General features: G+C 70.6%; 20 protein-coding genes and 1 tRNA gene. 12 read left to right on the forward strand and 9 right to left on the reverse strand.

The annotated features are described in order from the left end of the window. Positions 1–245: 245 nt before the first annotated feature. A complete protein-coding gene (locus tag KV394_RS16470; RefSeq protein WP_247981923.1) occupies positions 246–1,283 on the reverse strand; it encodes a CpaF family protein in 1,038 nt (345 codons plus the stop codon). Positions 1,284–1,580: 297 nt separating this feature from the next. Here KV394_RS16470 and KV394_RS16475 point away from each other — a divergent pair, with 297 nt between their 5' ends. The 5 genes from KV394_RS16475 to KV394_RS16495 all read left to right on the forward strand — a co-directional run bounded on the left by KV394_RS16475 (position 1,581) and on the right by KV394_RS16495 (position 4,795). Next, a complete protein-coding gene (locus KV394_RS16475) occupies positions 1,581–2,381 on the forward strand; it encodes a glycosyltransferase family A protein (protein WP_240753253.1) in 801 nt (266 codons plus the stop codon). Next, on the forward strand, positions 2,378–3,226 hold the full coding sequence (locus KV394_RS16480; protein WP_247981924.1) for an endonuclease/exonuclease/phosphatase family protein: 849 nt from the start codon (positions 2,378–2,380) through the stop codon (positions 3,224–3,226). The genes KV394_RS16475 and KV394_RS16480 overlap by 4 nt, the downstream gene beginning before the upstream one ends. Beyond that, positions 3,223–3,804: a hypothetical protein gene (locus KV394_RS16485; protein WP_136035702.1), complete on the forward strand. Its 582-nt coding sequence runs from the start codon at positions 3,223–3,225 to the stop codon at positions 3,802–3,804. The genes KV394_RS16480 and KV394_RS16485 overlap by 4 nt, the downstream gene beginning before the upstream one ends. Before the next feature lie 66 nt (positions 3,805–3,870). Further along, positions 3,871–3,952: transfer RNA gene (locus KV394_RS16490), tRNA-Leu, on the forward strand. A 78-nt stretch (positions 3,953–4,030) separates the two neighbouring features. Then, positions 4,031–4,795 carry a DedA family protein gene (locus KV394_RS16495; protein WP_136030635.1) on the forward strand — a complete coding sequence of 255 codons (765 nt, stop codon included), beginning with the start codon at positions 4,031–4,033 and terminating at the stop codon, positions 4,793–4,795. A gap of 24 nt (positions 4,796–4,819) precedes the next feature. Here KV394_RS16495 and ku read toward each other — a convergent pair whose 3' ends face one another. Beyond that, positions 4,820–5,629, reverse strand: coding sequence for a non-homologous end joining protein Ku (gene ku, locus KV394_RS16500; RefSeq protein WP_136030633.1), 810 nt, complete (start codon positions 5,627–5,629; stop codon positions 4,820–4,822). 57 nt (positions 5,630–5,686) lie between these two features. On the opposite strand from ku, the gene ligD reads away from it, so the two are divergent. After that, positions 5,687–7,675 (forward strand): non-homologous end-joining DNA ligase, encoded by a 1,989-nt coding sequence (ligD, locus tag KV394_RS16505; protein WP_247981925.1) that lies wholly within the window; start codon positions 5,687–5,689, stop codon positions 7,673–7,675. Positions 7,676–7,690: 15 nt separating this feature from the next. On the opposite strand, the gene KV394_RS16510 is transcribed toward ligD, so the two are convergent. From KV394_RS16510 to murI, 4 genes are all read right to left on the reverse strand, one after another. Next, entirely contained in the window at positions 7,691–8,611 is a 921-nt protein-coding gene (locus tag KV394_RS16510; RefSeq protein ID WP_136046235.1) for a cation diffusion facilitator family transporter, read from the reverse strand. Positions 8,612–8,714: 103 nt separating this feature from the next. Continuing rightward, entirely contained in the window at positions 8,715–9,314 is a 600-nt protein-coding gene (gene rdgB / locus KV394_RS16515) for an RdgB/HAM1 family non-canonical purine NTP pyrophosphatase (RefSeq protein WP_247981926.1), read from the reverse strand. After that, the gene (gene rph, locus KV394_RS16520; RefSeq protein ID WP_136030625.1) at positions 9,311–10,048 is read right to left on the reverse strand and encodes a ribonuclease PH; all 738 of its coding nucleotides are present in this window, start codon (positions 10,046–10,048) and stop codon (positions 9,311–9,313) included. Before rph ends, rdgB begins: the two co-directional genes overlap by 4 nt. Positions 10,049–10,080: 32 nt before the next feature. Further along, positions 10,081–10,917: a glutamate racemase gene (gene murI, locus KV394_RS16525; protein WP_136030623.1), complete on the reverse strand. Its 837-nt coding sequence runs from the start codon at positions 10,915–10,917 to the stop codon at positions 10,081–10,083. 61 nt (positions 10,918–10,978) lie between these two features. Here murI and KV394_RS16530 point away from each other — a divergent pair, with 61 nt between their 5' ends. Next, positions 10,979–12,304, forward strand: a complete 1,326-nt coding sequence (locus KV394_RS16530; RefSeq protein ID WP_247981927.1) for a nicotinate phosphoribosyltransferase — start codon at positions 10,979–10,981, stop codon at positions 12,302–12,304. Positions 12,305–12,306: 2 nt separating this feature from the next. On the opposite strand, the gene KV394_RS16535 is transcribed toward KV394_RS16530, so the two are convergent. From KV394_RS16535 to KV394_RS16545, 3 genes are read right to left on the reverse strand one after another with little or no spacing between them, the layout of a single operon-like run. Then, complete coding sequence (locus tag KV394_RS16535) at positions 12,307–12,573, reverse strand: DUF3039 domain-containing protein (RefSeq protein ID WP_028503536.1); 267 nt, start codon at positions 12,571–12,573, stop codon at positions 12,307–12,309. A 40-nt stretch (positions 12,574–12,613) separates the two neighbouring features. After that, complete coding sequence (locus tag KV394_RS16540) at positions 12,614–14,179, reverse strand: hypothetical protein (protein ID WP_136030619.1); 1,566 nt, start codon at positions 14,177–14,179, stop codon at positions 12,614–12,616. Next, on the reverse strand, positions 14,155–15,564 hold the full coding sequence (locus tag KV394_RS16545) for an ATP-binding cassette domain-containing protein (protein ID WP_247981928.1): 1,410 nt from the start codon (positions 15,562–15,564) through the stop codon (positions 14,155–14,157). Before KV394_RS16545 ends, KV394_RS16540 begins: the two co-directional genes overlap by 25 nt. On the opposite strand from KV394_RS16545, the gene KV394_RS16550 reads away from it, so the two are divergent. The 5 genes from KV394_RS16550 (at position 15,545) to KV394_RS16570 (ending at position 20,114) form a co-directional block, all read left to right on the forward strand. Further along, on the forward strand, positions 15,545–16,336 hold the full coding sequence (locus KV394_RS16550; RefSeq protein WP_247981929.1) for a hypothetical protein: 792 nt from the start codon (positions 15,545–15,547) through the stop codon (positions 16,334–16,336). The genes KV394_RS16545 and KV394_RS16550 overlap by 20 nt on opposite strands. 71 nt (positions 16,337–16,407) lie before the next feature. Further along, complete coding sequence (locus tag KV394_RS16555) at positions 16,408–17,100, forward strand: phosphocholine cytidylyltransferase family protein (RefSeq protein WP_136030312.1); 693 nt, start codon at positions 16,408–16,410, stop codon at positions 17,098–17,100. Positions 17,101–17,181: 81 nt separating this feature from the next. After that, positions 17,182–18,189, forward strand: coding sequence for a hypothetical protein (locus KV394_RS16560; protein WP_247981930.1), 1,008 nt, complete (start codon positions 17,182–17,184; stop codon positions 18,187–18,189). 90 nt (positions 18,190–18,279) lie between these two features. After that, the gene (locus KV394_RS16565; protein ID WP_206253148.1) at positions 18,280–19,869 is read left to right on the forward strand and encodes an acyl-CoA carboxylase subunit beta; all 1,590 of its coding nucleotides are present in this window, start codon (positions 18,280–18,282) and stop codon (positions 19,867–19,869) included. Next, the gene (locus tag KV394_RS16570) at positions 19,866–20,114 is read left to right on the forward strand and encodes an acyl-CoA carboxylase subunit epsilon (protein ID WP_206253146.1); all 249 of its coding nucleotides are present in this window, start codon (positions 19,866–19,868) and stop codon (positions 20,112–20,114) included. The genes KV394_RS16565 and KV394_RS16570 overlap by 4 nt, the downstream gene beginning before the upstream one ends. The last annotated feature ends 6 nt before the right edge of the window (positions 20,115–20,120 follow it).

Raw genomic sequence — 20,120 nt, forward strand, 5'->3', positions numbered from 1 at the left:
TTCGGGGCGATCAACATATCAACGCCGTCATCGAACAGGCCATCAACACCTTGACCATGGCCTACTGGGAGTTCCTTGGCGACGCTCAGGACAAGGGCATCATGCTCATCGACCGCGTCGATACGGCGCGGGGCCACGACGAGTTTCGGAACTTCACGAGGCGTTTCACAGAAGGGCTCGACGTGGCGGGCCGAAATCGTCGAGTGGACGACCGGATACTGCTGTTCGGTATGACCAACAACAATTCATCCCACCTGAGTTCGGCGGTGGATATCTGTCTCGGTGCTTTTCGGTGCTGCGTGAATGAATCCTCCCAAGTCGGAGCAAACCGGATCAGCCACTCGGCAGCTGCCGACTATTGGCCGCTGATCGACAAGTTGATCTGGCGTCGTGATGGACGCCGCAGCGCGGGCGGCTTCCGGGCGCGTCCACTCGAAATCCGTGCCCCCTCGGTCAGACGTATCTACGCCCAGCTGGAGGCAGACCTTCGTCGCTGGAGTACGAATCAGTAGAGCTACGTCCACTTCGTCTAATGTGTGTTTTGCGTTGTTGAGCACACCGGTGTTGAGCGCCAGGACGAGGTCGAGAGCCTCGGCGTCGCGCACCTCGCCGACCACGAGCCGATCCGGGCGCATGCGCAGCGCCTCCTTCACCAGCCGTCGCAGGGTGATCTCCCCCGTGCCCTCCAGACTGGGCTGCCGTCCTTGCAACGCCACCACGTCAGGCCCGCCGACCGCCAGCTCGAAGGTCTCCTCCACCGTGACGATGCGCTGAGACGACGCGCACGCCGCGAGAAGCGCCCCGAGGATCGTCGTCTTGCCCGCGTGCGTCGCCCCGGACACGATCACGGTCGCCCCCTCGCGCATGGCGGTCGCCAGCTCCGCCGCCGTCGCGGGCGGCAGCGAGCCCTGCGCGACGAGCTCGTCCAGCGTGCGGTGCCCGGTGAGGAATTTGCGGATGTTCACGCTCCACGCGCCGCGCACCACGTCGGCGATCGCGACGTGCAGCCGAGAGCCGTCGGGCAGCGACGCGTCGACGAACGGCTGGCCGATGTCGACGCGGCGTCCCGAGGAGTGCAGCATGCGCTCCACGAGGTCGCGCACGACGGTCTCGTCGAGGCGCAGGCCGGTGCGCTCGGATGTGCCGCCGCGGGCCACGTGCACGCCCCCGTCGCCGTTGACCCAGATCTCCTCGATGTCCGGCGCATCGAGGAGCGGCTGCAGGACGCCGAAGCCGCCGATCGCGGCGAGCACCTCGCTGATGCACGCGGTCTCGTCGTCCACGGGCTCCGCCCCGCGCGCCAGCGCGAGATCGTCGTAGCGCCGCACCTCCGAGCGCGCGATGGATCTCGCACGCTCCGGGTCGTCGGCCGGGTCGACGCCCTCGGCACGCAGGCGACGACGGACGTGTTCGGCGATGGCCGTGGAGGGATGGATCACCCGAGCATCCTGACAAGGATCGCCGCTGCCCCTCCGGAGTTATCCACACCGCCCTATCGACCAGCCCCGGGCGCTGTCAACCGTGTCGCGGCAGGTCCCACCCGCCGCCTACGCTGGGCCGACGAGCCGCGAGGAGACGACGTGCAGCGCGCCACACCAGCCACCCCCGACCCCACCGTCACGGTGGTGATCCCGGTCAAGGACGACGCCGCCGAACTGCACCGCTGCCTCACGGCGCTCGCCGCGCAGACGCGCGCCCCGGACGAGATCCTGGTGGTCGACAACGCCTCCACCGACGCGTCCGGCGCGGTCGCGTCCGCTCACGGCGTGCGGCTCATCCACTGCGCGACACCCGGCACGGCCGCGGCGAGCGCAGCCGGCTACGACGCCGCGTCGGGAGACGTGCTCCTGCGTCTCGATGCCGACTGCATCCCGGACCGGCAGTGGGTCGAGGTCATGCTCGCGGCCTGCGTGCGCGACCCCGGGGTCGCGGCGTGGACCGGGGGCGCGCTCTTCCTCGACGGACCGCGACCGCTGCGCCGCCCGCTCGCGACCGCGTATCTGCTCGCCTACGCCCTGGTGTGCGGCAGCGCCCTCGGACATGCACCGCTGTTCGGCTCGAACCTCGCGCTCCGGCGCTGGGCGTGGCGCGACGTGCGCGACCGCGTGCACCGCGACGACCCCGAGGTGCACGACGACCTCGACCTCGCGTTCCACCTCGGCGAACGCCACCGCATCCGCTGGGCGCGCGAGGCGGGGATGGGCATCTCGATGCGTCCCTTCCACAGCGGCCGTTCGTTCGCCCGCCGCGTGCACCGCGGCGTCCGCACGGTGCTGATCCACTGGCCGGAGGACTTCCCGCCCGTGCGGTGGACGCGGCTGGCCCTGCGCCGCACGCTGCATCGGCTCGGCGTCGCCGCTCCGGCGAGGTCGCGGTCGTGAGCGCGCCGCTCCTCGGCCGTCCGCGCGACACCGAGCTGCTGATCATGAGCGTCAACGTGCGCCGCGACCTCGGTGTGCTGGCGGTGCGGGCGGCCGATCGCTGGAGCGCCCGCCGGGACCGCGTCGCCGCGATGCTGCGCGCCGAGCAGCCGACGGTGCTCGCGGTGCAGGAGGCCCTGCCCGCGCAGGCGCGTGCGATCCGGGCGGCCCTCGGCCCTGCGTACGGCTCGATCGGCCACGGTCGGCGTCCCGGTCCCCGCGGCGAGGGATGCCCGGTGTTCTACGACAGGGAGCGGCTCGAGCTGCTCGACGGGTGGCAGCGCGCGCTGTCCGACCGTCCCGAGGTGCCGGGCTCGATCGCGTGGACGAGCGTCCTGCCGCGGGTCGTCGTGGGCGCGCGGTTCCGCGACCGGCGCTGCGGGGTCGAGTTCACGCTCCTCAACACGCACCTGGACGCGTTCTCGCCGTGGGCCCGGAGGCGGCAGGCCGCAGAGGTGCATGCCGCAGCGGTCGCGGTGCGGACACCGGTCGTCGTCACCGGAGACCTCAACGCGGCCGAGGGCTCGGCGCCGTGGCGGGCACTCACCGCGGACGGGGCGCTGCGCGACACCTGGCGTGTGGCAGACACCAGGGCGACGCCGGCGTGGGGCACGTTCGCGCACTACCGGACCCCCCGGGTCGGCCGACGCATCGATGCGATCCTCGCGTCCGCGGAGGTCCACGTGGTCCGGGCGGGGATCGATCCGCGGCAGCACGGCGGCGGCTGGCCGTCGGACCACCTTCCGGTTCAGGCCCTGGTCGACCTCGCTCCGCCGGCACCGGCTCCCCTCGGGGAGGGCGCATGAAAGACGACTTCCTCCGCCCGCCCCGCACCGTCGCCGAGTACGCGGCCGACGGCGTGCGGGCGATCGGCGTGCTGAGCGTGATCATCGCGGCGATCTGGTCGACCCCCACCGACGCGGGCGTGCTGGCGTTCGCGCTCCCGGCCCTCATGCTGCCCCGAGCGCTCGGCTTGCGCGGGGGAGCCGACCTCGCGGTCGGAGCGATCGTGCTGATCGCGGCCGTGAGCAACGTGTTCGACCTGTACCGCTCGCTGCCGGGCTGGGACCTCGTGGTGCACTTCCTCTGCACGGGTGTGATCGCCGCCACCGGCTACGTGGTGCTCGCGCGCCTCGGCATCGTCCCTCCCCAGGGCTCCCCCGCGTTCCGCCCGCGTCTCCCGCTCGTCGTCTGCCCGCTCATCGGACTCGCGGCCAGCGCGCTGTGGGAGATGGTCGAGTGGGCGGGCCGCACGTTCATCACGACGGAGATCTTCGTCACCTACGAGGACACGATCGGGGACATGGCGATGGGCGGGCTCGGCGCCCTGGTCGCGGGAGCCGTCGTCGCGGTGGTCGGACTCGAGCGCGATCCGCGCCGCTGAGACGGGAAACTGCGGGCCGATCCCCAGAATGGAGCTCGGCCCGGGTCAGTAGACTGAACCCACCGCGCGGGAGTGGTGGAATTGGCAGACACGCAGGATTTAGGTTCCTGTGCCTCACGGCGTGTGGGTTCAAGTCCCACCTTCCGCACGACGGGTGCTGTGGCATCCCTCATCGCACTACCGCCGACAATTCACGACCGACGGGACTCCTTCCGTGCTCGAAAGCATGCTGCACGCACCGACCGCCCTCATCCCCTGGCTGGATCCGCAGACGATCATCGCCGCGGCAGGGCCCTGGGCACTGCTCGTCGTGTGCTTCATCGTGTTCGCCGAGACCGGGCTCCTGGTCGGCTTCCTGCTCCCCGGTGACACGCTCCTGATCATCGCCGGGCTGCTCACCCACACCAGCAACGTCTTCGGCGTGAACATCTGGGTCGTCACGCTCCTCATCGCGCTGTCGGCATTTATCGGCGGCGAGGTCGGCTACTACATCGGCCACAAGGGCGGTCCGGCCATCTTCGAACGCAAGGAGTCCGGCCTCTTCAGCAGGAAGAACGTCGAGCGCACCAACGCCTTCTTCGAGCGGTTCGGCGGCATCACCGTGATCCTCGCCCGCTTCGTCCCCATCGTGCGCACCTTCGCCCCGGTCGCGGCCGGGGTGGGCCACATGCCGTGGCGGCGCTACACCCTCTACAACCTCATCGGCGCGATGCTGTGGGGCTTCGGACTCACGATGGTCGGCTACCTGATCGCGTACATCCCCTGGGTGCGCGACCTCGTCGTCGACTACATCGACGTGATCCTCCTGATCGCCGTCGGCGGCACGGCCGCGGTCACGCTGTGGCACTACCTCACGGAGCGTCACAAGGCGAAGAAGGCCGCGGCGGCGGGCGAGGATGTGGTGACCGACCACCGCGAGGCCGAGGAGCTCGCCCTCGATCCTGAGGTGTTCGACCGCGCGCCCGACCTGGACGGCGACGGCAAGCACTGACCCGGTCCACCGGGTCCGGCACGGTCAGCCGGCGCTCTTCGCGCGCTTCTCCTTCGACCGCGCCACGCTCGCCCGCAGGGCCTCCATGAGGTCGATCACCTCGCCGCCGTCCGCCGCCTTCTCGGTGTCTCCGAAGGTCTCCGCGACATCGAAGGTCTCCCCCGCGTCGATCTTCGCGTCGATCAGGGTCCGGAGCTCCTTCTGGTACTCGTCGACGAACTCCTCGGGGTCGAAGTCGGCGGAGTAGCTGTCGACCAGGGAGGACGACAGCTCGAGCTCCTTCTTCGAGATCCGCACGTCCTCGTCGAGCGAGGGGAACTCCGCCTCGCGCACCTCGTCCGACCAGAGCAGCGTCTGCAGCACCAGCACCTTGCCCCGCACGCGCAGCGCCGCGAGTCGCGTCTTCTGCCGCAGGGTGAAGCGCACGATCGCCGTGCGGTCGGTCTGCTCGAGCGTCTTGCGCAGCAGCACGTACGCCTTGGGCGACTTCGAATCCGGCTCGAGGTAGTAGGGCTTGTCGAGCGTGAGCGGGTCGACCTGGTCGGACGGCACGAACTCGACCACGTCGATCTCCCGGCTCTTCTCCGCCGGGAGGGCCGCGAGGTCGTCCTTGGTGAGCACGACCGTCTGTCCGTCCTCCACGTAGGCGCGGTCGATGTCGGAGTACGCGACGGTCTCGCCGCACACCTCGCACGTGCGCTGATAGCGGATGCGCCCGCCGTCCTTGTCGTGCACCTGATGCAGCGGCACGTCGTGGTCCTCCGTCGCCGAGTACACCTTGACCGGGACGTTCACGAGCCCGAACGTCAGTGCGCCCTTCCAGATGGTCCTCATCCCACCAGTAGACACCAGCCCCACCTGTCACGACCAGCCCTTGACTACGCTGGGCCCATGGTGGGAGAGGCGCAGGTCGTGCAGATCGACGGCCGACGGCTGCGCGTCACGAACCTCGACAAGATCGTGTACCCCGCCACCGGCACCACCAAGGGCGAGATCATCGCCTACTACACCGCGATCGCGCCGCAGCTGCTGCCGCTCCTGCACGGTCGCCCCGTCACCCGGAAGCGCTGGGTGGAGGGGGTGGGGACCGCAGAGGCCCCGGCCGACGCGTTCTTCACGAAGCAGCTCGAACCCGGCGCCCCGGAGTGGATCGCCCGCCAGGCCATCCAGCACTCCGACGGACCGAAGGAGTATCCGCTGGTCGACGACGTGCCGACGCTGGTGTGGCTCGCCCAGGTGGCCGCGATCGAGCTGCACGTGCCGCAGTGGCGGTTCACGGCGGACGGTCTGCCCGGACGCCCCGACCGCCTGGTGCTCGACCTCGATCCCGGCCCGGGCGTCGGGCTGCCCGCGTGCGCCGAGGTCGCCCGCCTGGCCCGGGTGCTCCTGCGGGGCATGGGCCTCGATCCGCTCCCGGTGACCAGCGGCAGCAAGGGCATCCACCTCTACGCCGCCCTGCCAGGGGAACAGACCAGCACCGAGGTCTCCGCGGTCGTGAAGGAGCTCGCCCGCATCATCGAGAACGAGCACCCCGACCTCGCCACCAGCGTGATGTCGAAGGCCGTCCGTGGCGGGCGCGTGTTCCTCGACTGGAGCCAGAACAACGCCAAGAAGACCACGATCTCCCCGTACTCGCTGCGGGGGCGCGAGCGGCCGTGGGTCGCGGCGCCGCGCACGTGGGACGAGCTCGACGATCCGGGGCTCGCGCACCTCGAACTCGACGAGGTGCTGGCACGGGCCGCCTCGGGCATCGATCCGCTCGCATCGCTCCACCCGTCCCCCCACACCGCCGCTCCGGTCGCGGCGCCTCCCGCGCGCGAGTCCGCGGTCGCCGCCACATCCCGGCCGGCCGAGTCCCCCGCCCGCAAGCGGCGCCCGCTGGCCACCGCCGCCGCGCCCACCGCGGGCACCACACTGCCCTCGCTCGACCCGATGCTCGCCGAGACCGGCACGCCGGCGCTCGCTCGGGGCCTCAGCTCCCCGTCGTGGGTCGAGGTGAAGTGGGACGGGATCCGGGCGATCGGCACCTGGCGCGACGGCCGTATGCTGCTCCACGCCCGGCGCGGCACCGACATCACCGCGCGATACCCCGAGCTCACGGCCGACGGGGCGCCGTTCCTCCCGGTCGACGAGGCGATCGTCGACGGGGAGATCGTCGCGTTCGACGCCCACGCACGGCCGAGCTTCTCCCTGTTGCAGAACCGGATGCACCTGACCCGCCCGCGCGAGATCGAGCGCGAGGTGGTGCGCACGCCCGTCGTCTACATGCTGTTCGACCTGCTCCGGCTCGACGGGCACGACCTCACGGGCATGCCGCTGCGCGAACGCCGCACGCTGCTGGAAGACCTGGTCGCCGACCTCGAGGCGCCGGTCCAGGTGCCGCCGGTGTTCGACGACGTGGACGCGGCCCTCGGCGCGAGCGACGAGTTCGGTCTCGAGGGCGTCGTGGTCAAGGACCCCGCGTCCCGCTACCGCCCCGGCGTCCGCTCACCGTCCTGGCTCAAGCTGAAGAACACGCGCATGCAGGAGGCCGTGATCGTGGGCATCCGTCCGGGCAAGGGCGAACGCGACGGCACGCTCGGGTCCCTGCTGCTGGCCGTGCCCGACGAGGGAGAACTGCGCTACGTGGGACGGGTCGGCACGGGGTTCAGCGACCGGATGCTCCGCGAGCTGATGGCGCGCCTCGAGCCGCTGCGGGTGTCCGCTCCGCCGCTCGACGGCGTGCCGAGGCCCGACGCCTCGGACGCGCTGTGGGTGCGACCGGAGCTCGTGGGCGAGGTCGAGTTCGGCAACTGGACACCGGACGGCATCCTCCGTCACGCGCGGTGGCGAGGCCTCCGGCCGGACAAGACCCCTGACGAGATCACCGTCGAGGAGTGAGCGCCGGTCGCCGTGTCACGCGTGGTGCGGCTCGCAGTCCGACTGCTCGGCTGGCTCGATCTGGAAGGTGGAGTGCGCCACGTCGAAGTGGTCGGCGAGGCACGACTGCATGTCGGCGAGGAGAGCGGCGGAGCGCCCGTCCGCCAGGAGTGCGGGCTCCACACTCACGTGGGCGGTGAACACCGGGGCTCCGCGCGTGAGCTGCCACACGTGCACGTCGTGTACGCCGACCACCCCTGCATAGCCGAGCAGGTGTGTGCGGATCTCGCTGACGGCCGTGCCCTTCGGAGCCGATTCGGACAGCACCGAGAAGACCTCGCGCAACAGCGAGATCGCCCGCGGGATGATCATGGCCGCGATGAACAGCGAGGCGATGGCGTCGGCCGGCATCCAGCCCGTGAGCAGGATCACGGCGGCCGCGACGATGACGGCCAGCGAGCCCAGCAGGTCGCCCATCACCTCCAGGTAGGCCCCGCGCACGTTGATGCTGGTCTTCTGGGCTCGGCTGAGCAGCCACATCGACACGGCGTTGGCCACCAGGCCGACGACCGCGACGACGAGCATGAGACCGCCGGCGACCTCCACCGTGTTCGGATTCAGCAGGCGCTCGACCCCCTGGACGGCCACCACGGTGGCCAGCGCGATCAGGATCACCGCGTTGATCAGCGCGCCGAACACCTCGGCGCGCTGGTAGCCGAACGTCCGACGGTCGTCCGCGGGTCGGGCGGCGACGGTGGCCGCGATGAGCGCGATCACGAGCGCGGAGGCGTCGGTGAACATGTGGGCCGCGTCGGCGAGCAGCGCCAGCGATCCGGTGAGCAGAGCGCCGACCACCTGCACGATCATGACCGTGGCGGTCAGCGTCAACGAGATGGCGAGCAGGCGTCTGCTGCTCGCCGAGCGGAGACCGCCGGGCGCGGGCGCGTGATCGTGCATGCCTCCAGGCTAGACCGGGGATCGCCCCGGAACGGCCGATCCTGGCTAGTCGGGAAGGGTAACGATTCTCACCGTCAGCAGGACTTCTCCGCGACCGCCCAGGTCAGAGTCCTGCGAGCAGGGCCACCAGGGCGGTGAAGGCGCGGGCGCGGTGCGACTGCGCCTGCTTCTCCTCGGCGGTGAACTCCCCGACCGTGCGCTCGGCTCCCGCGTCCTGGCCGTCCGGGACGAACACGGGGTCGTAGCCGAAGCCGCCGTCGCCGGACGCCGCGTGCGCGAGCCGTCCCGGCCAGATCCCCTCGACCACGTGCTCGGCCCCACCCGGGACCACGAGCGCGATCGTCGACGTGAAGTGTGCGGCTCGGTGCGGGTCGGCGATGTCGCGGAGCTGGTCGAGCAGCAGCTCCCGGTTCGCCACCGCGTCCTTCTTCTGTCCGGCCCAGTACGCGGAGAAGACACCGGGTGATCCGCCGAGCACGTCCACGCAGATGCCCGAGTCGTCGGCGAGCGCCGGAAGCCCGGTGTGCGCGGCGGCCGCCCTGGCCTTGAGCAGCGCGTTCTCCGCGAAGGTCACGCCGTCCTCCACGGGCTCGGGGCCGTCATAGCCGACCACCTCCAGGTCGGGCCTGGCCTGGGCGACGATCTGCTGGAACTCCTCGACCTTGTGCGGGTTGTGGGTCGCCAGGACGACGCGCACGGTCACTCCCCCGCCAGCGCCGCGAGCTGCCGCGCCTTCAGGTCTTCGCAGCCCGCGAGTCCCAGCTCCAGGAGCGCGTCGAGCTCGCGCTTGTCGAACGGCGCCCCCTCGGCGGTGCCCTGCACCTCGACGAACAGGCCGCGACCGGTCACGACCACGTTCATGTCGGTCTCGGCGCGCACGTCCTCGACGTACGCGAGGTCGAGCAGGGGCTCGCCGTCGACGATCCCGACCGACACCGCCGCGACCGAGTCGAGCAGCGGCGTCGAGTTGCGCCCGATGAACTTCTTCTCGCGGCCCCACTCGATGGCGTCGGCAAGGGCGACGTAGGCGCCCGTGATGGCCGCCGTGCGGGTGCCGCCGTCGGCCTGCAGCACGTCGCAGTCGATCACGATCGTGTTCTCGCCGAGCGCCTTGGTGTCGACCACGGCGCGCAGGGCACGGCCGATGAGCCGCGAGATCTCGTGCGTGCGACCGCCGATGCGACCCTTCACGCTCTCGCGGTCGTTGCGGCTGTTGGTCGCGCGCGGGAGCATCGCGTACTCCGCCGTCACCCAGCCCTTGCCCTTGCCGGTGAGCCAGCGCGGCACGCCGTTCGTGAACGAGGCGGTGCACAGCACCTTGGTGCCCCCGAAGCTGATCAGGGCCGATCCCTCGGCCTGCGCGCTCCAGCCGCGCTCGATGGTGATCTCGCGCAGCTGCGAGGCGGAACGGCCGTCGGCACGGACGATGTCGGTCATGGGCTTCTCTCGGTTCGGGACGGGCGAGCGGATCAGCGCGCGTCGAGCGCGGGGTCGGGGAGGGTGATGACGCCGGTGTGGACGAGCTGCACGTCGCGCACCTCGCGGCCCATCAGTCGGTTGGCGAGCGCGGTGAAATCGTCGGCCGAGTCGCCCGTCGCCTCGTAGACGTAGGTGGCGGTGGCATCCGCAGGGGCCAGCAGATCGCCGCGCACGAGCTGACGGTAGACGTCGCCGGCCGTCTCGTCATCGCTCGACACGAGGGTCACGCCTTCGCCCATCACGTAGCTGATGGCACCGCGGAGGAACGGGTAGTGCGTGCAGCCGAGGACGAGCGTGTCCACGTCGGCCTCTCGCAGCGGCGCGAGGTACTCCTCCGCGACGGCGAGCACCTCCGGGGTTCCGGTGACCCCGGCCTCAACGAACTCGACGAACCGCGGACAGGCGGCCGTGAAGACCTGCAGGCGCTCGTTCACCTCGAGCATGTCCTGGTACGCGCGGGAGCCGATCGTGCCGACCGTGCCGATCACGCCGACCCGGCCGTTGCGCGTGGTCGAGACGGCTCGGCGCACCGCGGGGCCGATGACCTCCACCACCGGGACGTCGTAGCGCTCGCGCGCATCGCGCAGCATCGCCGCCGAGGCCGTGTTGCAGGCGATCACGAGCATCTTCACGCCCTGGTCGACCAGGGTGTCGAGCACCTCGAGAGCGTAGCGGCGCACGTCGGCGATCGGCTTCGGGCCGTAGGGCGAGTGCGCGGTGTCGCCGATGTAGACGAAGGATTCTCTGGGCAGCTGGGCGCGGATGGCCCTGGCCACCGTGAGCCCGCCGACACCGGAGTCGAAGATCCCGATCGGCGCGTCATTCATGACTCCCCAGCCTACCCGCGCGCGGCAGGGCCCGCGTATCGCGGCTCACTATGCTGGGCGGATGACCACGTCGACGGCGCTGCTCACCGACCGTTACGAGCTCACGATGCTCGCCGCCTCGCTCCGGGACGGCACCGCGTTCCGTCCGAGCGTGTTCGAGCTGTTCTCGCGTCGCCTGTCCGGCGGCCGGCGCTTCGGCGTCGTCGCGGGCACCGGGCGCCTGCTGAGCCTGCTCCGCGACTTCCGGTTCGGCGACGACGAGCTGCGCTTCCTGCGCGACGAGCAGGTCGTCGACACCGAGACGCTCTCCCACCTCGAGCGTTACCGCTTCACGGGCTCGGTCCGCGGGTACCGCGAGGGCGAGCTCTACTTCCCCGGCTCCCCCATCCTCACGGTGGAGGGATCCTTCGCGGATGCCGTCGTCCTGGAGACCCTCGCGCTGAGCGTGCTCAACCACGACTCCGCGGTCGCGACGGCGGCGGCGCGCATGAGCATCGCGGCCGGTGAGCGACCGCTGGCCGAGATGGGATCTCGCCGTGCGGCCGAGCGCTCCGCCGTCGCCGCGGCCCGCGCCGCCTACATCGCGGGTTTCACCGCCACGAGCAACCTGGAGGCCGGCCGCACGTGGGGCATCCCCACGATGGGCACGGCGGCGCACTCCTGGACGCTGCTGCACGACTCCGAGGAGGACGCCTTCTGCGCCCAGGTCGCGAGCATGGGCGTCGACACCACCCTGCTGGTCGACACGTACGACATCCGCAGCGGCGTCGAGACGGCGATCCGCGTGGCAGGAACCGAGCTGGGCGGCGTCCGGATCGACTCCGGTGACCTGCCGATCGTGGCCGCCGAGGTCCGCGCACAGCTGGACGAGCTGGGAGCGACGGGCACGCGCATCACCGTCACCAGCGACCTCGACGAGTACGCGATCGCCGCTCTCGCCGCGTCACCCGTCGACGCGTACGGCGTCGGCACCTCGGTCGTGACCGGGTCCGGCTACCCCACTGCGAGCATGGTGTACAAGCTGGTCGCGCGGCAGGATGCCGACGGAGCCTGGATCGGGGTGGCCAAGGCCTCCGCCGACAAGGCGTCGTTCGGGGGGCGGAAGGCAGCGTTCCGGACGCTGTCCGACGGCGTCGCGACGGCGGAGACCGTCGTCGTCTCGGACGGGTTCGAAGAGCTCGACACGCCCGCTGAGCACGCGGACGGCCGGCCGCTCCAGGTCACTCTCGTCGAGGACGGCGACATCGATACCGCGCACGAGGGAGTCGCCGGGACGGCGGCCGCCCGCGCACATCACCTTCGCGTGCGCGAGGAGCTGCCGGTGCGCGCCCTGGCGCTCAGCAAGTCCGACCCGGCGATCCCGACCGTCTACCTCGAGGCCGACTGAGGTCAGCCGACCATCGACTCGTAGATCTCCTTGCACGTCGGGCAGATCGGGAACTTCTCCGGATCGCGGCCCGGCGTCCACTTCTTGCCGCAGAGAGCGCGCACCGGCTTCCCGGTGATCGCGGACTCGAGGATCTTGTCCTTCTTCACGTAGTGCGAGAAGCGCTCGTGGTCGCCCGGTTCGAGGTTCTCCTCCCGGAGGAGCTCTTCCAGTTCGCGATCAAGCGTTGCCACGCCGCCCTGATCGGGGCTGTCCAGCGGAGTACTCATTCCGCGATTCTAGCCGCGTCGGGGGGCCGGTGGGCGGCCGTCACGCGGTCTCGACGAACTCCATGAGCCGCTCTCCGCTGTGCTCGAAGATGCGCCCGCCGAGCACAGCCCCGGCGACGAGCACGATCGCGCCGGTGAACAGCCCCACCCAGAACGCCGCGGGCGCGAACGCCGAACCGGAGACGATCGTGGCGGCGAAGAGCCAGATCGTCGGCACGCTCAGGACGATGGATCCGAGGAACGCCGCGGCGGGGCCGTAGGCACCGTGGGACGTCGGCCGCTGCGGCTGCTGGAAGGGGCTGTCCCCGGGTCGCGACACCGCGTACGGTGCGACCACCGACACCACGCTCGAGATGCCGAGGGCGCACAGCAGGAGACTGACCGCGAGACCCACCAGCGGAAGGAGGAGGGTCCAGCTCCCCACGAGCAGCAACGACAGCGGCACCGCGATCGCGAGCACCGGCACGGCCACGAGGAGCACCGGGACGAGCCGTCCGAGGCGGTCGGGAAGGCCGCGTACCCCGCTCGCCACGTGCGTCCACAGCGCGGTCGAGTCGTAGGCGATGTCGTTGTGGGGGAGCCAGCCGAAGAACAGCGCCATCACCGGAACCGGGATGAGGGCCGCGATCTCGATCGGGACACCGGCGACGATGAGCGGCAGCACCGTCAGCACCCCGGCGACGGGCACGACGATCACGTTCATGATGTAGCGACGGTCCCGCAGCCAGTACACGAGGCTGCGCGACGCGATCGCTCCGAAAGCGTTGGACGGCAGCAGGCCGAACCAGCCGAGGCCCGTGCGCTCCCGTGCTGTGACGGGCCGCTCGGTGGTCGTCAGCAGACGACGGACGAACCACGCCCAGACGAGGGCGAGGGCGATGGCCGTGACCACAGCGACGGCACCGCTCGCCCACGCCGTCCCGGTCTCTCCTGCCGCCGCGGCGAACGCAGAGGCCGGAGCCGCAGCGAACGGAGTGACACCGATCACCGACGTGAGCGTCGCGATCGACGCGGGCACGTCACCGTCCCATCGCAACGAACCGAGGAACACGGCGACGGGGAATGCGATCACGATCAGGGCGAGCGCGAACAGGGCGGTGAGCTCCCTCGATCGACGCTCCGGGAGCAGCATCGCGTTCAGCGCCATGCCGATCCGGGCGATCAGGGCCGTGATGAACAGGCCGAGCAGAGACATGATCACCGCGAGTGGCCACGGCGCGCCCGCCTCGATCGCGACGATGCACACGCTGGCATAGACGGCGAGAAGGGCGAGGCTCGGCACGCTCACCAGCGAGGCGAGCATGAGCACCCAGGGCAGCCGGCGCTCGTCGACGCCGAACACCGCGAACCGACGGGGGTCGAGCTGGTCCACCGCCCCGACCAGCAGCGGCCCGACGAGGAAGCCGAGCAGCACCGCCGCACCGCCGAGCACGGTGACCGCGCTGGCGACCGGCACGGAGGCGTCGGTCAGGCTGAACACCGCGACGCAGACCACGACCGTCACGGCGACGACGGCCCCGAAGGACAGCAGCGTGCGGATCCGGCGTTCACCGCGGAGTGCGCCGAGGAGGAGCGCGAACCTCAGTCGGAGAACGTGTGCAGCCATTCCAGCCCCTCCACCTCGCCGCTGGAGCCCGCGAGCTCGACGAAGCGCGATTCGAGGGTCTGCCCCGCGCGGACCTCGTCGATCGTCCCCTCCGCGAGCACCTCGCCGTTGACGATGATCGCCACACGCGAGCACACCCGCTCGACCAGGTCCATGCCGTGGCTCGACAGGATCACGGTGCCCCCGTGGGCGACGTAGGCGCGGAGGATGTCGAGGATGACGGCGGATGACACGGGGTCGACCGACTCGAAGGGCTCGTCGAGCACCAGCACGCGGGGCGAGTGGATCATCGCACCGGCGAGCATGATCTTCTTCGTCATACCCGCGGAGTAGTCCGACACCACGCGGTTGAGCGCGTCTCCGAGGTCGAAGGCGCGAGCCAGATCCGCGGCGCGCTTCTCGATGACGTCAGCCGCCAGCCCGCGAAGCAGTCCGTAGTAGTAGAGGAGTTGTCGGCCGGTCAGGCGGTCGAAGGTGCGAAGGCGATCGGGAAGCACTCCCATGACGCGCTTGGCGGCGAGAGCGTCGACGGCCTGGTCGATGCCGCAGATCACGACGCTCCCCTCGTCGGCGCGCAGCAGCCCCGCGACGATCGAGAGCGTGGTGGTCTTGCCCGCACCGTTCGGTCCGACGATCCCGTAGAACGAGGCGGCGGGCACCGACAGGTCGATGCCGTCGACGGCGCGGTTGTCGCCGAACTGCTTCACCAGGCCGCGGATGCGGATCGCCTCGGTGCTCGGCTGGTCCTCACGGGAACCCTCGGCACGCAGCGGCGGCTCCTGCGAGGTCTCCGGATCGACGACGACGACGGAGCCGTCCGTCAGCGCGTCGGCTGTGGGGTTCTGCACGGGCTCCACCGCATCGGCGGGCACGGGAACGGCTGTGCTCTCGGCGGTCGGTTCGAGCTCTGCGACGAGGGTGTCCGCGCCCGGATGATCGGACACCGCCTCACCCACAGAGCCGGCGGACATCGGAGCTACCGTGTCGTCCGCCACCGCGGTGGCGGACGCAATCGCGACGCCCTCACCGTCCACGGCGGGCGTCTCCGTGACGGTCTCGAACGCGGCAGCCCCGTCGGCCGCCGCCTCCTCGCCGGTCCCCTCGTGCGTCGCCTGCTCGGCTGCCGCCATCTCGGCTGGCGCCTTCTCAGCTGCGGCCTTCTCGGCCGCGGCTTTCTCGGCTGCGGCCTTCTCCGCTGCCGCCTTCTCGGCCGCGGCCTTCGCGGCAGCCGTCTTGGCCGCCGCCGTCTTCGCCGACGCGGAGCGCGCCGTGCTCTTCGCCGCTGCCGACTTGGCCGCCGCCGCCTTCGCCGCCGCCGTCTTCGCAGCGGTCGCTGTGGACGTCGCCGCCCGTGGGGACGTCGGCGTGGCCGCCGCGTTCTTCACCGCCGCCGCCCGGGAGGCGCCGGCCTGTCGGGGTCGCGCGGGTGTGCGCGCTGCCGTGTTCCTCGCCGCCGCGAGTCGCGCCGCATCGGCGCTGCGCGCTGCGGGCGCCACGGCTGAAGCATCAACGCTGCCCTTGGGTGTCGGCTCCACCACGACCTCGAGCGACGCGGCGGCATTTTCTGCGGCCGCCTTGGCCGGTGCCGCCGTTGCGCTGACGCTCTTCGCCGATGCGGAGGTCTTCGGCGCCGCCTTCGACGCCGCAGCCTTCGATGCCGTGGCCTTCGATGACGAGGCCTTCGATCCCGCGCCTTGCGATGCTGACGTCTTCGCTGCCGACGTCTTCGCAGCCGACGTCTTCGCGCCCGTGGGCTGTGGCGTCGCGCCGCTCTCGTCGGCGCTCTTCTTCGCCGCCGCCCCGCCCGTCGCCTTCTTCACGGTGGTGGTGCTGCGGCGAGGCGCACGTGGCTTCTTGGCCGCGGTCGCGGCGGTCGCCTTCTTCGCGCTCTCCGCCGCTGACGCGCTCGCGTCGGGCGTTCCCGAAGGGGTCTCGTTCGTGTCCACCTCGGCGGTGCGGTCGTCAGGGGAGGAAGTCACCGTCCTACGGTATCAATGGGCGGCTTCCAGCCAAGGCCCCACGCGACAATCCGACATCCGGACCGCAACGCGAGGAGGAATGCAAGGGGGTTGCCGAGGCTGTGCGTTGCGTGTGTACTCGGTCACGAAATGGCAACAGGGACCTCTGGGCCCCGGGCTTCCCAGGCCGAATCGCTAGCATGATTCCCGGCACGACGAAGTGTCTGGTCGGTGAACCGACCGTGAACACAACTTCCTTTAGGAGCACTCGTGACTCTTCAGACCGTCATCCTCGCAGCCGGCATGGGCTCTCGACTCGGCCGCGCGCTGCCCAAGCCGCTGACCGAACTCAACGACGGCCGCACGATCATGCGCCAGCAGCACGACAACATCCGCGCCGCCTTCGGCTCTGATGCGCGCATCACCACCGTGGTGGGCTATCGCGCCGAGACGATCATCGAGGCGTTCCCGAACGTGAACTACGTCCACAACGACCGCTACGACGAGACCAACACGTCGAAGAGCCTCCTTCGTGCGCTCGGCGCCACCGGCCGCGGCGGGGTGCTCTGGATGAACGGCGACGTCGTGTTCGACCCGATGATCCTCGGCCGCGCGGTGGAGTACATCGAGCGCGACCAGTCGTTCGTGACCGTCAACACCGCCAAGGTGAGCGACGAAGAGGTCAAGTACACGGTCACGGCCGAGGGCTACATCAAGGAGCTGTCCAAGACCGTCAAGGGCGGGCTCGGCGAGGCAGTCGGCATCAACTACATCTCGTCCCGCGAGAAGAAGGCGTTCATGCGTCAGCTGCAGCGCGTCGAGGACCAGGACTACTTCGAGCGCGGCCTCGAGCTCGCGATCGCCGAAGACGGCCTGCTGCTCGAGCCGATGGACGTCTCGGACCTCTACGCGGTCGAGGTCGACTTCGCAGAAGACCTGGAGCGCGCGAACCTCTTCGTCTGATTCCACGACACCGAGAGCCCCTGTCCCCCGCGGACCGGGGCTCTCGGTGTTTTCGCGGTGGAATTCCGTAGGATCGGCGCCATGGCCCCCAAGGTGCACAAGATCCACTCCCTGCCGGATGACGCCCCGTGGGACAAAGGCATCCCGCCGACCGGCTCACCCGAACACCCGATGATGGTGCGCGGCCTCGACCGCGTTCTCTCTATCCAGCGACCGCTCGTCCTGGCGCACATCCGGAGCATCCGCCTTCGCCATCCGCACGCCACGCCCGCGGAGATCATCCGCATCCTGGAGCGGCGGTACCTCGCGGCGGTCACGGCCGGCGGCGCCGCCGTCGGTGCGACCGCGGTGGTCCCCGGGATCGGCACCGGCGTCACACTCGCGCTGTCCGGCGTGGAGACGGTCGGTTTCGTGGAGTCGACGGCGCTCTTCGCGCAGTCGGTGGCCGAGGTCCATGGGATCGCTGTCGGGAATCCCGACCGCGCGCGGGCGCTGGTGATGACGTTGATGCTCGGCAAGGAGGGCGTCGACCTGGTCGGTCAGCTGGCGGGACAGATCGCGGGGCGCGGGGTCAGCCGCTCGGCGTACTGGGGCGAACTCGTGACCAAGTCGCTGCCTCGTGCTGCCGTCGGCCCGCTGGTCGATCAGTTGAAGAGCATGTTCGTGAAGCAGTTCGCGGCGAAGGGCGGCGCATCCTTCGTCGGCAAAGCCATGCCGTTCGGTATCGGCGCGGCGATCGGCGGGGCAGGCAACCACCTCCTGGGCCGCCGCGTGCTGACGACCTCGCACCGGGCGTTCGGGGCAGCCCCCGTCGATCTGCCCTCGGAGCTGGAGCCGGTGCCGGGTGCGGAGAAGCTGGAGCTGCGCATGCTCCGCGGAGCCCGCTACGCCGGCAACGCGGTCGCGGGAGCAGCCGGAACGGTCGCTCGTGGAGCGGGCTGGGTGGGCCACCGCATGGGCGAGGTCGCGGGGCGACGTCGCGGGGACGCGGTCGCGGAGCTCGACGAGGGCGAGGGCGAGGGCGAGGTCGCGGGCGCGGGCGACCACAGCCTGCCCGAGCGTCCGGGTGCGGACACCGCCGAGCGGTGACGGCAGGGCGCGCACCTCACCAAAGGATCGCCCGACCCGTTGTGCCGAGCATCCAACGGACGCGACGACGGCGACGCTAGGGTGGAATCCGTGACGGACAAGCCCGACCTCTTTACCACCGCCGGCAAGATCGCGGATCTCCGCGCCCGCTACACCGAGGCCGTCGTCGACGCCGAGGCGAAGGCGAAGGAGAAGCAGCACGCGAAGGGCAAGATGACCGCCCGCGAGCGCATCGAACTCCTCGTCGACCCCGGGAGCTTCGTCGAGTTCGACGAGTACGTGCGCCACCGCACGACCGCCTTCGGCATGGACCGCTCGCGCCCCTACGGCGACTCCGTGGTCACGGGCGTCGGCACCATCCACGGGCGCACCGTCGCGGTCTACTCCCAGGACTTCTCGACGTTCGGCGGCTCGCTGGGCGAGGTCGCGGGCGAGAAGATCGTCAAGATCATGGAGTTCGCCCTCGCCGGAGGCATGCCGTGCATCGGCATCCTCGACTCGGGTGGCGCGCGCATCCAGGAGGGCGTGGTCGCGCTCGGGAAGTACGGCGAGATCTTCCGCCTGAACACCCGCGCGTCCGGCGTGATCCCCCAGATCTCCATCATCATGGGCCCGGCCGCGGGCGGCGCCGTGTACTCCCCCGCGCTCACCGACTTCGTCATCATGGTCGACAAGACCAGCCAGATGTTCGTGACCGGTCCCGACGTGATCAAGACCGTGACCGGCGAGGACGTCGGCATGGAGGAACTGGGAGGCGCCTACACGCACAACACGCGTTCGGGCGTGGCGCACTACCTCGCGGAGGACGAGGACGATGCGATCGACTACGCGCGCACGCTCCTCGGCTTCCTGCCCGACAACAACATGGCGGAGCTCCCCTCGTACGAGAGCGCGTTCGAGTTCGAGACCACCGACGCCGACCGCACGCTCAACACGATCGTCCCCGACTCCCCCAACCAGCCGTACGACATCCACACCGTCATCGAGCACGTCGTCGACGACGGCGACTTCCTCGAGGTGCAGCCGCTCTTCGCGCCGAACATCGTGATCGGCTTCGGCCGCATCGAGGGACGTTCCGTCGGCATCATCGCCAACCAGCCCTCGCAGATGGCGGGGACCCTCAACATCGAGGCGGGCGAGAAGGCCAGTCGCTTCGTGCGGTTCTGCGACGCGTTCTCCATCCCGATCGTGACGCTCGTGGACGTGCCCGGCTACCTTCCCGGCACCGATCAGGAGTGGACCGGCGTGATCCGCCGCGGCGCCAAGCTGCTGTACGCGTACGCGGAGGCGACGGTCCCGCTCGTCACGGTCATCCTGCGCAAGGCGTACGGCGGCGCCTACATCGTCATGGGGTCCAAGCAGCTCGGTGCCGACGTGAACCTGGCCTGGCCGACCGCCGAGATCGCCGTCATGGGCGGCCAGGGCGCCGTCAACATCCTGTACCGCGGGGAGATCAAGAAGGCCGAGGAGGCCGGGGAGGACGTGGCGGCCGTCCGGACGCGACTCGCGAACGAGTACACATACAACGTCGCATCCCCCTTCCTCGCCGCAGAGCGGGGTGAGCTCGACGGCATCATCGAGCCGGCCAACACTCGGGTGTCCGTGGCGAAGGCCCTGCGCGCTCTACGCGGCAAGAGGGCCGAGCTGCCGCCCAAGAAGCACGGGAACATCCCGCTGTGACGGCGCAGGACGCTGCGGCGGAGGGCACGGCAGCGGCCCCTCCGATGCTCGAGATCACCCGGGGCACGGCGACGGAGGAAGAGCTCGCCGCCCTGATCGCCGTGATCGGAGACGCCTACGCCACCGAACAGGCGGAGGCGACGGTCGACGAGCCGCGCGTCTCCGCGTGGGAACGCACGCAGCGCCCGCTCCGGCGTCCCCTGCGCCGCGACATCCCCTGGGGCCGCTTCTCCGGCCGAGGCTGACGGGCT

The sequence above is a fragment of the Microbacterium sufflavum genome (genome assembly GCF_023101165.1).
GTDB lineage: Bacteria > Actinomycetota > Actinomycetes > Actinomycetales > Microbacteriaceae > Microbacterium > Microbacterium sufflavum.